This is a genomic window from Janthinobacterium sp. BJB304, assembly GCF_002735765.1.
In the GTDB taxonomy this organism is placed as follows: domain Bacteria; phylum Pseudomonadota; class Gammaproteobacteria; order Burkholderiales; family Burkholderiaceae_D; genus Janthinobacterium.
Window position 1 is genome coordinate 16410 of the sequence record NZ_PDZN01000024.1, and the last position, 16966, is coordinate 33375.

At 62.5% G+C, this 16966-nt stretch carries 16 protein-coding genes; 15 read left to right on the forward strand and 1 reads right to left on the reverse strand.

Annotation, left to right across the window (positions count from 1 at the left end):
* The first annotated feature begins 70 nt into the window (after nucleotides 1-70).
* The 11 genes from CSQ95_RS23725 (at nucleotide 71) to CSQ95_RS23770 (ending at nucleotide 9826) form a co-directional block, all read left to right on the forward strand.
* Nucleotides 71-1027, forward strand: coding sequence for an amino acid ABC transporter substrate-binding protein (locus CSQ95_RS23725; protein ID WP_070220709.1), 957 nt, complete (start codon nucleotides 71-73; stop codon nucleotides 1025-1027).
* 98 nt (nucleotides 1028-1125) lie between these two features.
* On the forward strand, nucleotides 1126-1875 hold the full coding sequence (locus CSQ95_RS23730; protein WP_099411325.1) for an amino acid ABC transporter permease: 750 nt from the start codon (nucleotides 1126-1128) through the stop codon (nucleotides 1873-1875).
* Between the two features lies 1 nt (nucleotide 1876).
* The gene (locus CSQ95_RS23735; RefSeq protein ID WP_070220707.1) at nucleotides 1877-2569 is read left to right on the forward strand and encodes an amino acid ABC transporter permease; all 693 of its coding nucleotides are present in this window, start codon (nucleotides 1877-1879) and stop codon (nucleotides 2567-2569) included.
* A 19-nt stretch (nucleotides 2570-2588) separates the two neighbouring features.
* A complete protein-coding gene (locus tag CSQ95_RS23740) occupies nucleotides 2589-3314 on the forward strand; it encodes an amino acid ABC transporter ATP-binding protein (RefSeq protein WP_070220705.1) in 726 nt (241 codons plus the stop codon).
* 28 nt (nucleotides 3315-3342) lie between these two features.
* Nucleotides 3343-4800, forward strand: a complete 1458-nt coding sequence (locus CSQ95_RS23745) for an amidohydrolase family protein (protein WP_099411289.1) — start codon at nucleotides 3343-3345, stop codon at nucleotides 4798-4800.
* Between the two features lie 149 nt (nucleotides 4801-4949).
* Nucleotides 4950-6002: a dihydroorotase gene (pyrC, locus tag CSQ95_RS23750; protein ID WP_099411290.1), complete on the forward strand. Its 1053-nt coding sequence runs from the start codon at nucleotides 4950-4952 to the stop codon at nucleotides 6000-6002.
* 6 nt (nucleotides 6003-6008) lie between these two features.
* Nucleotides 6009-6824 carry a DUF3025 domain-containing protein gene (locus CSQ95_RS23755; protein WP_099411291.1) on the forward strand — a complete coding sequence of 272 codons (816 nt, stop codon included), beginning with the start codon at nucleotides 6009-6011 and terminating at the stop codon, nucleotides 6822-6824.
* A gap of 3 nt (nucleotides 6825-6827) precedes the next feature.
* Nucleotides 6828-7832 (forward strand): Gfo/Idh/MocA family protein, encoded by a 1005-nt coding sequence (locus CSQ95_RS23760; RefSeq protein WP_099411292.1) that lies wholly within the window; start codon nucleotides 6828-6830, stop codon nucleotides 7830-7832.
* Nucleotides 7829-9043, forward strand: a complete 1215-nt coding sequence (locus CSQ95_RS23765) for an MFS transporter (protein WP_099411293.1) — start codon at nucleotides 7829-7831, stop codon at nucleotides 9041-9043. The genes CSQ95_RS23760 and CSQ95_RS23765 overlap by 4 nt, the downstream gene beginning before the upstream one ends.
* The gene (locus CSQ95_RS30160) at nucleotides 9043-9168 is read left to right on the forward strand and encodes a hypothetical protein (protein WP_256267217.1); all 126 of its coding nucleotides are present in this window, start codon (nucleotides 9043-9045) and stop codon (nucleotides 9166-9168) included. Before CSQ95_RS23765 ends, CSQ95_RS30160 begins: the two co-directional genes overlap by 1 nt.
* A 166-nt stretch (nucleotides 9169-9334) precedes the next feature.
* A complete protein-coding gene (locus tag CSQ95_RS23770) occupies nucleotides 9335-9826 on the forward strand; it encodes a transposase (protein ID WP_099411294.1) in 492 nt (163 codons plus the stop codon).
* Nucleotides 9827-9935: 109 nt separating this feature from the next.
* Here CSQ95_RS23770 and recG read toward each other — a convergent pair whose 3' ends face one another.
* The gene (gene recG / locus CSQ95_RS23775) at nucleotides 9936-12038 is read right to left on the reverse strand and encodes an ATP-dependent DNA helicase RecG (protein ID WP_099411295.1); all 2103 of its coding nucleotides are present in this window, start codon (nucleotides 12036-12038) and stop codon (nucleotides 9936-9938) included.
* A gap of 177 nt (nucleotides 12039-12215) precedes the next feature.
* On the opposite strand from recG, the gene queA reads away from it, so the two are divergent.
* The 4 genes from queA to secD all read left to right on the forward strand — a co-directional run bounded on the left by queA (nucleotide 12216) and on the right by secD (nucleotide 16904).
* Complete coding sequence (queA, locus tag CSQ95_RS23780) at nucleotides 12216-13271, forward strand: tRNA preQ1(34) S-adenosylmethionine ribosyltransferase-isomerase QueA (RefSeq protein WP_070220691.1); 1056 nt, start codon at nucleotides 12216-12218, stop codon at nucleotides 13269-13271.
* A 2-nt stretch (nucleotides 13272-13273) separates the two neighbouring features.
* Nucleotides 13274-14413, forward strand: coding sequence for a tRNA guanosine(34) transglycosylase Tgt (gene tgt, locus CSQ95_RS23785; RefSeq protein ID WP_034745502.1), 1140 nt, complete (start codon nucleotides 13274-13276; stop codon nucleotides 14411-14413).
* 196 nt (nucleotides 14414-14609) lie between these two features.
* Complete coding sequence (gene yajC, locus CSQ95_RS23790) at nucleotides 14610-14942, forward strand: preprotein translocase subunit YajC (protein ID WP_046684538.1); 333 nt, start codon at nucleotides 14610-14612, stop codon at nucleotides 14940-14942.
* Nucleotides 14943-15038: 96 nt separating this feature from the next.
* Complete coding sequence (gene secD, locus CSQ95_RS23795) at nucleotides 15039-16904, forward strand: protein translocase subunit SecD (protein WP_070290808.1); 1866 nt, start codon at nucleotides 15039-15041, stop codon at nucleotides 16902-16904.
* The last annotated feature ends 62 nt before the right edge of the window (nucleotides 16905-16966 follow it).

The window sequence follows — 16966 nt, forward strand, 5'->3', positions numbered from 1 at the left end:
TCCATTGGTGGCGTCTGCACCACAGTTGTTTCGTTCGGAATCGATTCCGTTTGTCCGCCCAGGAGAATTTATGAAATTGACCAAAATCATCGCCACGCTGCTCAGCGTCGGTGTCATCAGCAGCATGTCGCCAGTCCAGGCTCAGGAATTGACCGGCACCTTGGCCAAGATCAAGAAAGCCGGTTCCGTCACCCTCGGCGTGCGCGACGGCTCCGTGCCCTTCTCCTATCTCGATGACAAGCAGCAATACCAGGGTTATTCGATCGACCTGTGCATGAAAGTCGTCACGGCCCTGCAGAAACACCTGGGCATGAGCGAACTGAAAGTGGTGATGAGCCCCGTCACTTCGGCCAACCGCATCCCGCTGATGGCCAACGGCACCATCGACCTCGAATGCGGCTCGACGACGAACAATCTGGAGCGCCAGCAGCAGGTGGCGTTCGCCCCCACCATGTTCGTCATCGGCAACCGCGTGCTGTCGAAAAAATCCTCGAACATCAAGACCCTGGAAGACTTGCGCGGCAAGACCCTGGTCGCCACGGCCGGCACGTCGACCATCAAGCAGATGACGATTTTGAACAAGGAAAAGAACCTGGGCATGACGATTGCCGTCGGCAAGGATCATCCCGAGTCGTTCCTGATGCTGGAAACGGGCCGCGCGGTGGCCGAAGCCAACGACGACATCTTGCTGGCGTCGCAGGTGGCCAACTCGAAGAACCCGAACGACTACGAAATCACCAAGGAAGCGCTGTCCGTCGAACCGTACGGCATCATGCTGCGCAAGGGCGATCCGGCCTTCAAGAAAGTGGTCGACGATGCGCTGATCCGCTTGTACAAGAGCGACGACATCAACCGCATTTATGCGAAATGGTTTACCTCGCCTATCCCGCCGAAAAACATCAACCTGAAATTCCCGATGCCGCCGCAACTGAAGGCCGTGTTTGCCAATCCGACCGACTCCGGTGACCCGGCCGCTTATGCGGCCGTACCCGAAGCGCAGAAAACTTCGGACAAACGGAAAAAGTAAAGATTGCGTAACAAACCGGGAGGCGCAAGCCTCCCGATTTATTTGCGGGACGGGTGGCCGGCTGGCCGCTGTCCTCGGGCTGCATGCGAAGGATGATCATGAATTACAACTGGAATTGGCGCATTTTCTGGGAGATTTCTCCCGATGGCGTGGGCACGTATATGGACACCTTGTGGTCCGGCCTGGTCTGGACCCTGGCCACGGCCGGTGCGGCATGGATCATGGCATTGATATTGGGCCTGGTGGTCGGCACCATTCGCACCCTGCCGAATAAATGGCTGGTGGGCGTAGCCAATGCCTACGTTGAATTGTTCCGCAACGTGCCGCTGCTGGTGCAGATGTTCCTCTGGTATTTCGTCATGCCGGAATTGCTGCCGCCCGACCTGGGCGCCTGGGTCAAGTCGCTGCCGAATGCACCATTCGTCACGGCCGTGCTGTGCCTGGGATTTTTTACTTCGTCGCGCGTGGCCGTGCAGGTGACGACGGGCATCGAGGCGCTGCCGCGCGGGCAGAAACTGGCCGGCACGGCGCTGGGCCTGACCCTGCCGCAAACCTACCGCTTCATTTTGCTGCCGATGGCCGCGCGCGTCATCCTGCCGCCGCTGACCAGCGAATTTTTGAACATCATCAAGAACAGTTCCGTGGCGCTGACCATCGGCCTGATCGAGCTGACGGCCAGCGCGCGCGCCATCCAGGAGTTTTCCTTCCAGGTGTTCGAGGCGTTTTCGGCCGCCACCATCATCTACATCGTCGTCAACCTGCTGGTCGTGGTGCTGATGCACCTGATCGAGAAAAAGGTCGCCATCCCCGGCTTCATCGTCGCCGGCGCCAAGACGGGAGGACACTGATATGTTCGGTAATTTCGATTTCGATGTCATCTCTCGCTCGTGGGTCTATCTGTTCCAGACCGGCATGGTGTTTACCCTGAAACTGACGGCGCTGGCCATGGTGGGCGGCATCGTGCTGGGCACCTTGCTGGCGCTGATGCGCTTGTCCAGCAACCGCATCATCTCTGGCGTGGCGTCGAGCTACGTCAACCTGATACGCTCGATCCCGCTGGTGCTGGTGATCTTCTGGTTCTACTTCCTGGTGCCGTATATCGCCGCCTGGATCATCGGCGCCAACGAGCCCGTGAAAGTGGGCGCGTTTTCTTCCGCGCTGATCACCTTCATCATGTTCGAAGCGGCCTACTATTGCGAGATCATGCGCAGCGGCATACAGTCGATTCCCCGCGGCCAGGTGTGGGCGGGACAGGCGCTGGGCATGAACTACCGGCAAACCATGGGCAGCATCGTGCTGCCGCAAGCGTTCCGCAACATGATCCCCGTGCTGCTGACGCAAACCATCGTGCTGTTCCAGGACGTGTCGCTCGTGTACGTGCTGTCGATTCCCGATTTCGTCGGCGCCGCCTCGAAAATCGCGCAGCGCGACGGCCGCCTGGTGGAAATGTACGTGTTTGTCGCCGTCGTGTATTTCGTGCTGTGCTATGCCTTGTCGTTCCTGGTAAAACGCCTGCAGAAACGCGTCGCCATCATTCGCTAACCGTAAAAGAAAGAACAAGATGATTGAACTCAATAACGTCAGCAAATGGTATGGCCAGTTCCAGGTACTGACCGACTGCACCACCAACGTCGCCAAGGGTGACGTGATGGTCATTTGCGGCCCGTCGGGCTCCGGCAAGTCGACCCTGATCAAGACCGTCAACGGCCTGGAACCGATCCAGCAGGGGCGGATCATCGTCGACGGCATCACCGTCAACGATCCGAAAACGAATTTGTCGAAACTGCGCGCGCGCATCGGCATGGTGTTCCAGAATTTCGAGCTGTTCCCGCATCTGTCGATCCGCGAAAACCTCACCATCGGCCAGATCAAGGTGCTGGGCCGCAGCGCCGACGAAGCCAATGCCAAGGGCTTGAAATACCTGGACCGCGTGGGCCTGCTGTCGCAGCAGGACAAGTTCCCCGGCCAGCTGTCGGGCGGCCAGCAGCAGCGCGTGGCCATCGCCCGCGCACTGTCGATGGACCCGATCGCCATGCTGTTTGACGAGCCGACATCGGCGCTCGATCCGGAGATGATCAACGAAGTGCTCGACGTGATGGTGGGCCTGGCGCAGGAAGGCATGACGATGATGGTTGTCACGCACGAAATGGGTTTTGCCCGGCGCGTGGCGAACCGCATCGTCTTCATGGACCAGGGCAAGATCATCGAGGATTGCAGCAAGGATGACTTCTTCAACACGACGCGCTCGGACCGCGCGCGCGATTTCCTCGCCAAGATCATCCATTAATTTTCCATCACCTTGAAGTTGAGTACGCATGCCTGACATGAAACACATCGCCGGCGCCATGCTGGCGCTGGGCTTGCTGGCCCATGCCCACGCGGCCGACAAGATCGCCGTCGACATCGCCCTGCGCGACGCCACCCTGATCGACGTTGCCGCCGGTAGCAGCGTCAACGGCAAGACCGTGCTGCTCAAGGGCGACAGCATCGTCGCCGTCGTCGATGACGCGCAGCTGCGCAGCTACGCGCCGAAGCGGACCATCCGCCTGCCCGGCAAATATCTGATGCCGGGTCTGTGGGACACGCACGTGCATTTCGGCGGCGGCCCGGAACTGATCGACGAGAACAAGCAGCTGCTGCCTTTGTACCTGGCACACGGCATCACCACGGTGCGCGACTGTTCGGGCGACTTGCCCGACACGGTGCTGGCATGGCGCCGGCAGATCAACGCGGGCCAGCTGGAAGGTCCGACGATCTTTACCTCTGGCGCCAAGCTCGAAGGCCTCAAGCCGCTGTGGAAGGGCACCATTGAAGTGGGCACGCCGCAGGAAGTGACGCGCGCGCTGGACGGCCTGCAGGCGCAGCAAGTGGACTTCGTGAAGATCACGGAAAACACCCTCAAGCCGGAGCTGTACCTGGAAGCCTTGCGCCAGGCGCGCGAACGGGGCATGCGCACTTCGGGCCATATCCCCGTGCAGCTCACGTTGGAGCAGATGGCCGATGCGGGCCTGGGCACGATCGAACATCAATCCTACCTGCTGCGCGCCACCACGCCGCGCGAACAGGAGCTGACGGATAAGGTGGCCGCCGGCACGATGACGGGCAAGGAGGCCATGCGCGAAAGCCTGCAAAGCTACGACGAGCCGACGGCGCGCAAGGCCTTCAGCTACCTGGCCGCGCGCGGCACGGCCATCGTGCCGACCCTGTGGGGTTCGCGCGTAACGGCGTATCTGGACCGCGAAGACCACACGCACGATCCTGCCCTGCAGTACATCGGCAAGGGCTTGCGCGCCACCTACGACTGGCGCGTGCAGCGCGCCGCCAAGGATGGCCCGGATGCGATCGCCCAGCGCCACGCGCAGTTCGAGCAATCGGCCAAGCTGCTGCCCATTTTGCAGCAGCAGGGCGTGAGCATCATCGCCGGCACCGATGCGGGCTTCTTGAATTCCTTCGACTATCCGGGCCAGGCCCTGCACGATGAAATCGGCCTGTATGTGCAGTACGGCCTGACGCCGCAGCAAGCCTTGCAGTCGGCCGTCATCAACGGTCCCCGCTTCCTGGGCAAGCTGGAGCGCTACGGCAGCGTGGCGGCCGGCAAGGCGGCCGACCTGCTGGTGCTCGACGCGAACCCGCTGCAGGACATCGGCGCCACGCGCCAGATCCGCCTGGTGGTCAGCCGTGGCCAGGTATACGACCGCGTCAAGCTGGACCAGATGCTGGCCGAGATCCGCGCCTGGGTGGCGAAGCAGGAGACTGCATCGGCCAAGTCCTGATGCTCTTCATTCTTTTAGTTAAAACGGCCGGGTGATACCGGCCGTTTTGCCGTTTCCCCGCCAGCATGCGCGGGCTCTCCCTGCCGGCGGGACGGTCCTGCGGCTGGTAAAATGGCGCTATCCGCAATGACCGCCTGAGAGCAGCCGCCATGTCCACACTCGATCACACCCCAGATTCCATCACCATCACCCGTCCAGACGACTGGCATTTGCACCTGCGCGACGGCGCCGTCATGGCCAGCGTGCTGCCGCACAGCGCGCGCCAGTTCGGCCGCGCCATCGTCATGCCGAACCTCAAACCCCCGGTTACCACCACGGCCGATGCCAGCGCCTACCGCGAGCGCATCCTGGCCGCCGTGCCGGAAGGCGTGAACTTCGATCCGCTGATGGTGCTGTACCTGACGAACAACACCTCGCCCGACGAAATCCGCCGCGCGCAGGACAGCGGCATCGTGCAAGCCGTGAAACTGTATCCGGCCGGCGCCACCACGAATTCCGACCTGGGCGTGACGGATTTGAAGAATTGCTACAAGGTGCTCGAAGTGATGCAGGAAGTGGGCATGCCCTTCCTCGTGCACGGCGAAGTGACGGATCCGGAAATCGACATTTTCGACCGCGAAGCCGTCTTCATCGAGCGCGTGATGCGCCCGCTGCGCAGCGCCTTCCCGGCACTGTCCGTCGTGTTCGAACACATCACCACCAAGGATGCGGCGCAGTACGTGGCCGAAGCGGAAGGCCCGATCGCCGCCACCATCACCGCGCACCATCTGCTGTACAACCGCAACGAGATTTTCAAGGGCGGCATCCGCCCCCATTACTACTGCCTGCCCATCCTCAAGCGCGAAGAGCACCGTTTGGCGCTGATGACGGCCGCCGCCAGCGGCGACGAGCGCTTCTTCCTCGGCACCGATTCGGCGCCGCACGCGCAAGGCGCCAAGGAAATGGCTTGCGGCTGCGCCGGTTGCTACACGGCCCTGCACGCGATGGAAATGTATGCGGAAGCGTTCGAACGGGCCGGCGCGCTCGACAAGCTGGAAGCGTTCTCCAGCTTCCACGGCCCGGCCTTCTACGGCGTGCCGCGCAACACGGACACCATCACCCTGCGTCGCGAAAGCTGGACCTTGCCGGCCTCGCTGCCGCTGGGCGATAGCCATGTGATTCCGCTTAACGCGGGCGAACAGATCAACTGGAAAATGGTCTAAGCGTTCATGCTGTCATCGATAGACTGGACCCGCCCCTGGTTTGCCACGGTGCTGCCGGCGCGACGGCAGCTGGACCTGCAGCGCGACACGGTGATCGCGGCGCTGAACGGACGGGCACGGGCGCTGGACTTGCGCAATCCGTCCGGCTTGCCGCTGGCCTTCGTGCCGCAAGCGGACCTGCCCGAAGGCGTGGCCTACGAGGAGTTCATCGGCGCCACGGGCGGCGTGCCCACGCGTGACAATCTGCACGACTTTTTCAATGCGCTCGTGTGGCTCACTTTCCCGCGCATCAAGCGGCAGTTGAATGCGCTGCAGGCGGCGCAGATCGCCCTGTCCGGCGTGGGAAAATCGCGCGGTCCCGCGCGCGACGGCGCGACGATTTTCGATGAAAATTCCGCCTTGCTGGTGCTGCGCGACAGCGATGCCGGACGCGCGCTCGAAACGGCACTGCGCGGACATGACTGGCGCAGCGCATTTATCGCGCAGCGCGCGAAGTTTGGCGCGGGCGGCGACGCCGAAGTCTGGCTGTTCGGCCACGCGCTGATGGAAAAACTGGTGGCGCCGCGCAAGGCCATTACGGCGCACACGCGCGTGATCTTTGCCGGCGACGCCTATTTCACGCTGGACGATGTCGCACGCCGCGCCTGGCTCGACGAGCGGGTGGCGCAAGACCTGGCGCAGCAAGGCCTCACGACGGCCGACTTCACGCCGCTGCCGGTGCTTGGTTTGCCTGGCTGGTGCGAAGGCCAGGACGACGATTTTTACAATGACGCGGCGGTGTTCCGCCCGAAGCGCAAGGCAGCAGGCGCAGAAAGAGAGTAGAGCATGGAGCATACCGTCCGCTGGGGCATCCTCGGCACCGGCAAGATCGCCCGCGCGATGGCCAATGGCTTGCGCGACGCGCCTGGAGCGCAGCTGGCGGCCGTCGCCTCGCGCAGCGTCGCCGGCGCGCAAGCCTTCGGCGCCGAATTCGGCATCGAACGCTGCCACGGCTCCTACCAGGCGCTGGCGGACGATCCTGGCGTGGACGTGATTTACATCGCCACGCCGCACACCCTGCATGCGGAAAATGCCCTGATGTGCCTCGCCGCCGGCAAGCACGTCGTGTGCGAAAAGCCGTTCACGATGAACGCGCGCGAGGCGCAGGCCGTGGTCGATATGGCGCGCGAGAAAAAGCTGTTTTTGATGGAAGCCATGTGGAGCCGTTTCCTGCCCGCCGTGCAGGAAGCCAAACGCATCGTCGCCAGCGGCGAAATCGGCGTGCTGCGGCAGGTGCAGGCCGATATTGGCTTCGTCGCCCATTTCCCGCCCGAGCACCGCATCTTCAATCCCGAACTCGGCGGCGGCGCGCTGCTCGACGTGGGCATCTATCCGCTGTCGATGGCGGCCTTCTTCCTCGGCCCGGTATCGCAGGTGCAGGCGCTGGCCGAGATGGGCGCCACCGGTGTCGACGAACAGGTGGTGTTTTCCTTGCTGCACGCGGGCGGCGGCACCTCGTCCTGCGCCTGCAGCCTGCGCGCGCAGACGCCGACGGAAATGACGATTTCCGGCAGCCTGGGCCGCATCCGCGTGCCCAGCCGTTTTTACAAGCCCGACCACCTGATCGTCGAAGCGATGGATGGCGCACGCCGCGTCGTCGCCGCACCGCACCTGGGCAATGGCTACGCGCACGAGGCCATCGAAGCGATGCGCTGCATCCGCGCCGGCCTGCTGGAAAGCCCCGTCATGCCGCACGCCGACAGCGTGGCGCTGATGCACAACCTCGACACCATGCGCGGCCAGATCGGCCTCGTCTACCAAGCCGACCAGGCGAGAACAGGAACCCCATGACATCGCCCGCATCGCGTCCCAGCCTGAAAACCGTCCTCATCGCCAGCGGCGTCGTGCTGACCCTGGCGATGGGTGTGCGCCACGGCCTGGGCTTCTGGATGCAGCCGATCTCGCAAGCGAACGGCTGGACGCGCGAAACGTATTCGCTGGCGCTGGCCATGCAAAACCTGATGTGGGGCGTCTTCGGTCCGTTCGCCGGCATGGCGGCCGACCGTTTCGGCACCATGCGCGTCGTCATCGTCGGCGCCATCAGCTACATGGCCGGCCTCGTGTGGATGGCGCTCGTGACGCAGCCCACCCTGTTCATCGTCGGTTCCGGCATCTTCATCGGCCTGGCGCTGGCCTGCACGGCCTTTGGCGCCATCAGCGGCATCATCGGCCGCAGCGCGCCGCCCGAGCAGCGCTCGTGGGCCTTCGGCATTTCGTCGGCGGCCGGCTCGTTCGGCCAGTTCCTGATGATGCCGGTCGAGCAGCAGCTGATCTCCGCCGTGGGCTGGCAAAACGCCTTTTATGTGCTGGCCGCGCTGGTGCTGCTGGCCATGATCCCGATGGCGTTCTACCTGCGCGAGCCGCCCGTCTCGCACGCCAGCGGCCCGCAGCAAAGCATCGGTGCCGCCTTCAGCGAAGCCATCGCCAGCCGTTCGTTCTGGCTGCTGCTGGCCGGCTATTTTGTCTGCGGTTTCCAGTTGGTCTTCATCGGCGTGCACTTGCCGGCCTACCTGAAGGACCAGGGCCTGATGAACCCGAACATCGCCGTCACGGCGCTGGCCCTGATCGGCCTGTTCAACATCGTCGGCTCCTACTACGCGGGCAAACTCGGTGGCAAGATCGCCAAGCGCTACCTGCTGTCTGCCATCTACGTGACGCGTGCCGTGGTCATCACCGTGTTCCTGCTGGCGCCATTGTCGGCATGGTCCGTGTACCTGTTCGCCGCCGGCATGGGCGTGCTGTGGCTGTCGACCGTGCCGCTGACGAACGGCATCATCGCCGGCATCTTCGGCGTCAAGCATTTGTCGATGCTGGCCGGGATGGTGTTCTTCTCGCACCAGGTGGGCAGTTTCCTCGGCGCGTGGCTGGGCGGCTACCTGTACGAGCACCAGGGCAGTTACCACATCGTGTGGATGATCACCATTGGCCTTGGTCTGCTGGCCGCGCTGATCAACCTGCCCATCGACGAGCGCGCCGTCAAGCGCGTGGCGGTGGCCGCGTAATGGCCAGCTGGCGCACATGGCTATGGCGCCTGGCCGGCGCTGCGCTGCTGGGTCTCGTCTTCCTGGCCTATCTGCGCCCCGACTTCATGCTCGACCTGGCGAACCGCTTCTGGATGTGCATGTAGGCTGCGCGGGCGCAAGGCCGATTGCGAAAAGCGGGATTACGCTGGAAGTCGGATTACACTGAAAGTCGGATTACGCTACGCTAATCCGACCTACCCGACCTATTGCGGTGTCTTTTCGCGTAGGTCGGATTAGGCCGCAGGCCGTAATCCGACAACACCCGAAACCATGCGATATCGACGCGCATTCCAGCCTGGCGGCAGCTTTTTCTTCACAGTGGTGACGGCACACCGCCGGCCCGTCTTTACTTCGGAAATTGCCGTGGCTTTGCTCAGGGACGCTTTCCGCGCCGTGCGCCAGAAGCGGCCATTCGCTATCGACGCCATCGTCATCTTGCCCGATCACTTGCATTGCATCTGGACTTTGCCTGAAGACGATGCCGACTTCATGACGCGCTGGCGATTGATCAAGACGTGGTTCAGCAAGCATGCAGGATTGAAAGACGTTTGGCAGCATCGCTACTGGGAGCATGTGCTGCGCGACGAGCGCGACTTTATAAAGCATGTCGATTACATCCATTACAACCCCGTCAAGCATGGCTTGGCGAGTAAAGTCATCGATTGGCCGTATTCGAGTTTTCACCGGTATGTAAAGCACGGCTTGTGTGCAGAGGATTGGGGCGGGGATGTCGTAGACATGACAGGTGTTGGGCGGGAGTGACATTAGTCAACAATGTTGTCGGATTACGCTACGCTAATCCGACCTACCGTTTGCGTCATGAGTAGGTCGGATTAGCGCAAAGCGCGTAATCCGACATGCAATGTAAGACCTACACCTTCAAAAATTCCTCTTTCCCACCCAGCCAGCGCGCCAGGTGCGCTTCCACGGTGGCGGCGGCCGCCGCGGTGGTGGCGTGCAGCAGGTCGTGCGCCACGTCGCGGGCCTGGTCGACCAGCCATTGGTCCGTTTCCAGGTCGGCGAAGCGCAGCATGGCCTGGCCGGACTGGCGCGCGCCGAGGAATTCCCCGGGACCGCGGATTTCCAGGTCGCGGCGGGCAATTTCAAAACCGTCCGTCGTTTCGCGCATGGTCATCAAACGCTGGCGCGCCACGCCGCCCAGCGGTCCCTGGTACAGCAGCAGGCAGACGCTGGCCGCCGAGCCGCGGCCCACGCGGCCGCGCAGCTGGTGCAGCTGCGACAGGCCGAAGCGCTCGGCGTGCTCGATCACCATCAGCGAGGCGTTCGGCACGTCGACGCCCACCTCGATGACGGTGGTGGCCACCAGCACGTGGATATGGCCGGCGATGAAAGCGTCCATCACTTCCTGTTTTTCCGCCGGTTTCAGGCGGCCGTGCACGAGGCCCACCTGCAGCGCGGGCAAGGCATCGGCCAGCATCATGTAGGTATCGGTGGCCGTCTGCAGCTGCAGCGCTTCCGATTCCTCGATCAGCGGGCAGACCCAGTACACCTGCCGGCCTTCCAGCGCGGCCGCATACACGCGGGCGATGACTTCGTCGCGCCGGTTCTGGTCGATGGCGCGCGTGACGATGGGGCTGCGGCCGGGCGGCAGCTCGTCGATCACGGACACTTCCAGGTCGGCGTAATACGTCATGGCCAGGGTGCGCGGGATCGGCGTGGCCGACATCATCAGCTGATGCGGCACGGCCGCGCTGTCGCCCTTGTTGCGCAGGGTCAGGCGCTGGCCCACGCCGAAGCGGTGCTGCTCGTCGACGATCACCAGGCCCAGTTTGGCAAACAGCACGTTATCCTGGATCAGCGCATGCGTGCCGATCACCAGCTGCGCTTCGCCCGATTCGATCAGGGCCAGCGCCGCCGTCTTTTCCTTTTTCTTCAGGCTGCCCGTCAGCCACGCCACCTTCACGCCCAGCGGCTCCATCCAGGCGGCGATCTTGCGGAAGTGCTGCTCGGCCAGAATCTCCGTGGGCGCCATCAGCGCGGCCTGGTAGCCGCTGTCGATCGCCTGCGTGGCCGATAATGCCGCCACCACGGTCTTGCCGCTGCCGACGTCGCCTTGCAGCAAGCGCTGCATCGGATACGGCTGGCGCAGGTCGGCGCGGATTTCCTCGAGCACGCGCGCCTGCGCGCCCGTCAGCTTGAAGGGCAGGGTGGCGCCGAAGGCGTTCGACAAGGTGCCGACGATGGGCAGGGACGCCGCGCCTTTCGAGCGGCGCGCGCGCTGGGCGCGTTTCAGCGACAGCTGCTGCGCCAGCAGTTCATCGAACTTCATGCGCACCCAGGCCGGGTGCGAGCGGTCCATCAGCGCGCTTTCATCGATGTCCTGCGGCGGATAGTGCAGCAGGTGCACGGCGGCGCGGAACGGCGACAGCTGCATCTCGCGCAGCAGATGATCGGGCAAGGTGTCCTGCCAGTCGATGCGGCGCATGGCGTCCGCGATCTCGCGGCGCAGCACGTGCTGCGACAGGCCTTCACCGGACGGATACACGGGCGTGAGCGCCGTGGGCAGCGGCGCGCCTTCGTTGACCACCTTGTACGTCGGGTGCACCATCTCGGCGCCGAAAAAGCCGTGCTTGAGCTCGGCGCGCGCGCGCACCCGCGTGCCTTCGGCCAGCTGCTTGACCTGGCTGCCGTAGAAATTCATGAAGCGCAGCAGCAAATTGCCCGTTTCGTCGGCGATTGTCACGAGCAATTGCTTGCGCGGCTTGAAATTGACTTCGCACTTGGTGACGATGCCTTCCACTTGCCACGACTCGCCGCCGCGCAGGCAGGCGTCGCGGATGGTGTAGACCTTGGTTTCGTCCTCGTAGCGCATCGGCAGGTGCAGCACCAGGTCCATATCCGTGCGCAAGCCCAGTTTGGCCAGCCGGCTTTCCGTGCTGACCACTTTTTTGGCGGCTTTCGGCTTGGCGGCAGGCTTGGCTGTGGGAGGAAGATCGGGCTTGGGTTCGGACATATCGGAGATTTTTGTGCCGCTAGCGTAAAATAGAGGGTTGTCCGGCACACCCTGTGCGTACCGCAGTCGTAGTTGTTGCGGCGGATTATTGTAATGCCTGTATAGGCGCACAGTATAGTGCCAGATGTTCCATTGCGCACTCCTAATCATTTTTGACGTATTTTTGAAGCAAAACGCATGTATTCGCTTTCCGATTTCGATTTTAATTTGCCGCAAGAAAACATTGCGCAAACTCCGTTGGCCGAGCGCAGCGCCTCGCGCCTGTTGCATCTGGACGGCGAGACCGTGGTCGACCGCCAGTTCGCCGACATCGTAGGACAGCTAGCCGCGGGCGATCTGCTGGTGATGAACGATACGCGCGTGCTCAAGGCGCGCTTTTTTGGCGTCAAGGAAAGCGGCGGCAAGATCGAGGCGCTGGTCGAGCGCGTGCTCGATGACCGCACCGTGCTGGCCCAGGTGCGCGCGTCGAAGTCGCCGCCGCCTGGCTGCCGCATCCGCCTGGCCGACGCCTTTGACGTGACGGTCGGCCAGCGCGCCGGCGAATTCTTTACCCTGCACTTCGAGGCCGACGTGTTCGAGCTGATCGAGGCGCATGGCCGTTTGCCGCTGCCGCCCTACATCGAGCACGATGCGGACGAATTCGATGAAACGCGCTACCAGACGGTCTTCAACAAGGTGCCGGGCGCTGTCGCCGCGCCGACGGCGGGCCTGCATTTCGACCAGGCCCTGCTCGACCAACTGAAGGCCAAGGGCGTCAACTTTGCCTATGTGACCCTGCACGTGGGCGCCGGCACCTTCCAGCCCGTGCGCACGGAAGTGCTGGCCGAACACAAGATGCATACCGAGTGGTACACCATGCCGCAGGAAACCGTCGACGCCGTGCGCGCCGCGCAGCAGGCCGGGCGCGACGTGGTCGCCGTCGGCACGACCAGCCTGCGCGCGCTGGAATCGGCCTCGCAAAGCGGCCAGCTGGTGGCGGGCAGCGCCGATACGGCCCTGTTCATCACGCCCGGCTATGCTTTCAAGACGGTAACGCGCCTGATCACCAACTTCCATTTGCCGAAGTCGACCCTGCTGATGCTGGTGTCGGCCTTTGCCGGCTATGAGCCGATCCGCAACGCCTACGCGCATGCGATCGCGCAGAACTACCGTTTCTTCAGCTATGGCGATGCGATGCTGCTCACCACGCAATCGCGCGCCGCACTGAACCTTGATACTCCCGTGAAAGACTGACCATGCTGGAATTTACATTACTCAAGACCGACACGAGCGGCCTGACCAAGGCACGCCGCGGCACGTTGAAACTCAACCATGGTGTCGTGCAGACGCCGATCTTCATGCCAGTGGGCACTTACGGCTCGGTGAAAGCCATGTCGCCGCTGGAACTCAACGAGATCGACGCGCAGATCATCCTGGGCAACACTTTTCATCTGTGGTTGCGTCCAGGTAACACCGTCATGGAAAAATTCGGCGGCTTGCACGGTTTCATGGGCTGGAACAAGCCGATCCTGACGGATTCGGGCGGATTCCAGGTGTTTTCGCTGGGCGCCATGCGCAAGATCACGGAAGAGGGCGTGCATTTCAATTCGCCCATCAACGGCGATAAGCTGTTCCTGTCGCCGGAAGTGTCGATGCAGGTGCAGCGCGTCTTGAATTCCGACATCGTCATGCAGTTCGACGAATGCACGCCGTACGAAATTCAGGGCCGCCCGGCCACGATCGAGGAAGCGGCCAAGTCCATGCGCATGTCCTTGCGCTGGGCGCAGCGCTCGAAGGATGAGTTCCACCGCGGCGAAAACCCGAATGCGCTGTTCGGCATCGTGCAGGGCGGCATGTTCGAAATGCTGCGCGACGAGTCGTTGGCCAAGCTCGAAGAGATCGACTTCCCCGGCATCGCCATCGGAGGCCTGTCCGTCGGCGAACCGAAGGAAGACATGATGCGCATGCTGGCCCACGTGGGTCCGCGCCTGCCGGCCAACAAGCCCCATTACCTGATGGGCGTGGGCACGCCGGAAGACCTGGTGGCGGGCGTGTCGAACGGCATCGACATGTTCGACTGCGTCATGCCGACGCGTAACGCCCGCAATGGCTGGCTGTTCACCCGTTTTGGCGACATCAAGATCAAGAATGCCAAGTACAAGGAAGACCAGGCGCCGCTGGACGAAACCTGCAGCTGCTACGCTTGCCGCAACTTCTCGCGCGCCTACCTGCACCATCTGCACCGCTCCAAGGAAATCCTCGGCGCGCGCCTCAATACCATCCACAACCTGCATTACTACCTGGACCTGATGCGCCAGATGCGTGAAGCGCTCGATGAAGACCGTTTCCACGCGTTTACGCTGCAATTCCACGCGGAACGCGCACGCGGAACTTAAGAAAACCTTAGCTTGCGCTCTGGCGGCAGCATGGCCGGAAGTTTTGTGTATTGGTGCTTGGACGGGGGCGAGAAAGCATTGCATAATGCCTTTTTAGCCCCATTTGAAGCTGCCATGCCTGCAATTGGGGGCTTGGCGGATTGCCAATGCTAGAATACAGCGCTATTTTTTCAAACTGATTAGAACTGGAGTCACCGTGTTTTTCATTTCCAACGCTTATGCGCAAGCCCCAACCGAAGCCCTGGGCCTCGGCGGCAACCTGACCAGCTTCCTGCCGCTGGTATTGATGTTCGTGGTCATGTATTTCCTGATGATCCGTCCACAGCAAAAACGCGCCAAAGAACAACGGGCGATGATGGACGCGCTGGCCAAGGGTGACGAAGTCGTCACCGCCGGCGGCATGCTGGGCCGTGTTGTCAAGGTAGTGGACGCTTACGTCACCATCGAAGTGGCGACCGGCACCGAAATCACGGTGCAAAAGAGCTCCATTACCACCTTGCTGCCTAAAGGCACCCTGAAGGCGCTGTAATTCCTCGCTGTCATTGCCCCGGCAATGATTGAACGGGGCGGCTATCGGCCGCCCCTCGCGACGCCTCCGACGCTCAACACTGAACGCTGAATCAATATGAATCGCTATCCTGCCTGGAAATACATCATCATCGTCGTCGCCTTATTGCTGGGCGCACTTTATACGGCACCCAATTATTTCGGTGAGTCACCGGCGCTGCAAGTAACCAGCGGCAAGTCGACCGTCAAGGTGACGGGCGAGCTGATGACGCAAGTCGAGCAAATATTGACGAAAGAGAACGTCAAGTCGGAAGGTGTCACCATGGATGGCGCCGGCAACCTCGCCTCCGTGCGCGTGCGTTTCGCCGATCCCGATACCCAGTTCAAGGCGAAACTGGTGCTGGAAAAGGACCTCAATCCCGATGCCAGCGACCCCGCGTACATCGTGACGGTCAACCTGCAAGCCAATACCCCGATGTGGATGCAAAAATTGCATGCCTTGCCCATGTTCCTGGGCCTGGACTTGCGCGGCGGCGTGCACTTCCTGATGCAGGTCGATGCAAAAGCAGTATTGAACAAGAAAGTCCAGGGCGTCCAGTCCGCCGCGCGTAGCGTGTTGCGCGACAAAAATATCCGCCATGCGGGCATCGAGCGCGTGGGCGACAGCGTGCAGATCAACTTCCGCGACGCGGAAACGCGCTTGAAGGCAAAAAATGTGCTGTCCGACCAGATGTCGGAACTGGCGTTCGCCGATGCGGGCGAAGGCAGCGATTTGAAATTGAACATCACCCTGAAGCCGGCCGCCCTGAAAGCGACCATCGACGAAGGCGTAAAACAGAATATCTCCACCCTGTCCAAGCGCGTCAACGAGCTGGGCGTGGCCGAGCCGCTGATCCAGCAGCAAGGTCCCGACCGCATCGTGGTGCAATTGCCTGGCGTGCAGGACGTGGCCCGCGCGAAAGCCATCATCGGCCGCACGGCGACGCTGGAAGTGCGCCTCGTCGATGAAAGCATCGTGCCTGGCACCGAACTGTCGAGCGCCATCCCGTTCAACTCGGAATTGTTCACCGTCGGCAAGGGCGTCCCTGTCGTGCTGGCGAAAGACGTGATCCTGACGGGCGACTATATCTCCAGCGCCACGGCCAGCTTCGACCAGAACCAGCAAGCGGCCGTGTCGATCGACCTGAACGGCGACGGCGGACGCAAGATGCGCGAAGCGACACGCGAACGCGTGGGCAAGCGCATGGCCATCGTGCTGTTTGAAAAGGGCAAGCCGGAAGTGCTGTCGGTGGCGACCATCCAGCAGGAACTCGGTTCGCGCTTCCAGATCACGGGCATGGGCGGCGCGGAAAACGCGAATGAACTGGCGCTGCTGCTGCGCTCGGGCGCCCTGTCCGCACCGATGACCGTCATCGAAGAACGCACGATCGGACCGCAGCTGGGCGCGGAAAACATCGCCAAGGGCTTCCACTCGACCTTGTACGGTTTCATCGCCATCGCCATCTTCATGATCGCCTACTACATGCTGTTCGGCGCCTTCAGCGTGCTGGCCCTGGCCACCAACCTGCTGTTGCTGGTCGGCTTGCTGTCGATGATCCAGGTGACCTTGACCTTGCCAGGTATCGCCGCTATCGCGCTGGCGCTGGGCATGGCGATTGACGCCAACGTGCTGATCAATGAACGTATCCGTGAAGAGCTGCGCGCCGGCAATACGCCGCAAGCGGCGATCGCCGCCGGCTTCGACCGTGCCTGGGCCACGATTCTGGACTCGAACGTGACCACCCTGATCGTCGGCCTGGCACTGCTGGCCTTCGGCAGCGGTCCCGTGCGTGGCTTCGCTGTCGTGCATTGCCTGGGCATCCTGACCTCGATGTTCTCCTCCGTGTTCGTGTCGCGCGGCGTGGTCAACCTCTGGTATGGCCGCAAGAAAAAGCTGACGACCTTGTCGATCGGCACGGTGTGGGTGCCGGGCACCAGCAAATAAGCGACGGCCCCGACTCACCCAATAGCGACAACAGCGATCGCGTCCGGTGGCACAGCCGCCGG

What these genes read in the sequence shown, in the direction of transcription:
- CSQ95_RS23725 (WP_070220709.1), top strand. Translation starts at nt 71, where the DNA reads ATGAAATTGACCAAAATCATCGCCACGCTGCTCAGCGTCGGTGTCATC.
- CSQ95_RS23730 (WP_099411325.1), top strand. Translation starts at nt 1,126, where the DNA reads ATGAATTACAACTGGAATTGGCGCATTTTCTGGGAGATTTCTCCCGAT.
- CSQ95_RS23735 (WP_070220707.1), top strand. Translation starts at nt 1,877, where the DNA reads ATGTTCGGTAATTTCGATTTCGATGTCATCTCTCGCTCGTGGGTCTAT.
- CSQ95_RS23740 (WP_070220705.1), top strand. Translation starts at nt 2,589, where the DNA reads ATGATTGAACTCAATAACGTCAGCAAATGGTATGGCCAGTTCCAGGTA.
- CSQ95_RS23745 (WP_099411289.1), top strand. Translation starts at nt 3,343, where the DNA reads ATGCCTGACATGAAACACATCGCCGGCGCCATGCTGGCGCTGGGCTTG.
- pyrC (WP_099411290.1), top strand. Translation starts at nt 4,950, where the DNA reads ATGTCCACACTCGATCACACCCCAGATTCCATCACCATCACCCGTCCA.
- CSQ95_RS23755 (WP_099411291.1), top strand. Translation starts at nt 6,009, where the DNA reads ATGCTGTCATCGATAGACTGGACCCGCCCCTGGTTTGCCACGGTGCTG.
- CSQ95_RS23760 (WP_099411292.1), top strand. Translation starts at nt 6,828, where the DNA reads ATGGAGCATACCGTCCGCTGGGGCATCCTCGGCACCGGCAAGATCGCC.
- CSQ95_RS23765 (WP_099411293.1), top strand. Translation starts at nt 7,829, where the DNA reads ATGACATCGCCCGCATCGCGTCCCAGCCTGAAAACCGTCCTCATCGCC.
- CSQ95_RS30160 (WP_256267217.1), top strand. Translation starts at nt 9,043, where the DNA reads ATGGCCAGCTGGCGCACATGGCTATGGCGCCTGGCCGGCGCTGCGCTG.
- CSQ95_RS23770 (WP_099411294.1), top strand. Translation starts at nt 9,335, where the DNA reads ATGCGATATCGACGCGCATTCCAGCCTGGCGGCAGCTTTTTCTTCACA.
- recG (WP_099411295.1), bottom strand. Translation starts at nt 12,038, where the DNA reads ATGTCCGAACCCAAGCCCGATCTTCCTCCCACAGCCAAGCCTGCCGCC.
- queA (WP_070220691.1), top strand. Translation starts at nt 12,216, where the DNA reads ATGTATTCGCTTTCCGATTTCGATTTTAATTTGCCGCAAGAAAACATT.
- tgt (WP_034745502.1), top strand. Translation starts at nt 13,274, where the DNA reads ATGCTGGAATTTACATTACTCAAGACCGACACGAGCGGCCTGACCAAG.
- secD (WP_070290808.1), top strand. Translation starts at nt 15,039, where the DNA reads ATGAATCGCTATCCTGCCTGGAAATACATCATCATCGTCGTCGCCTTA.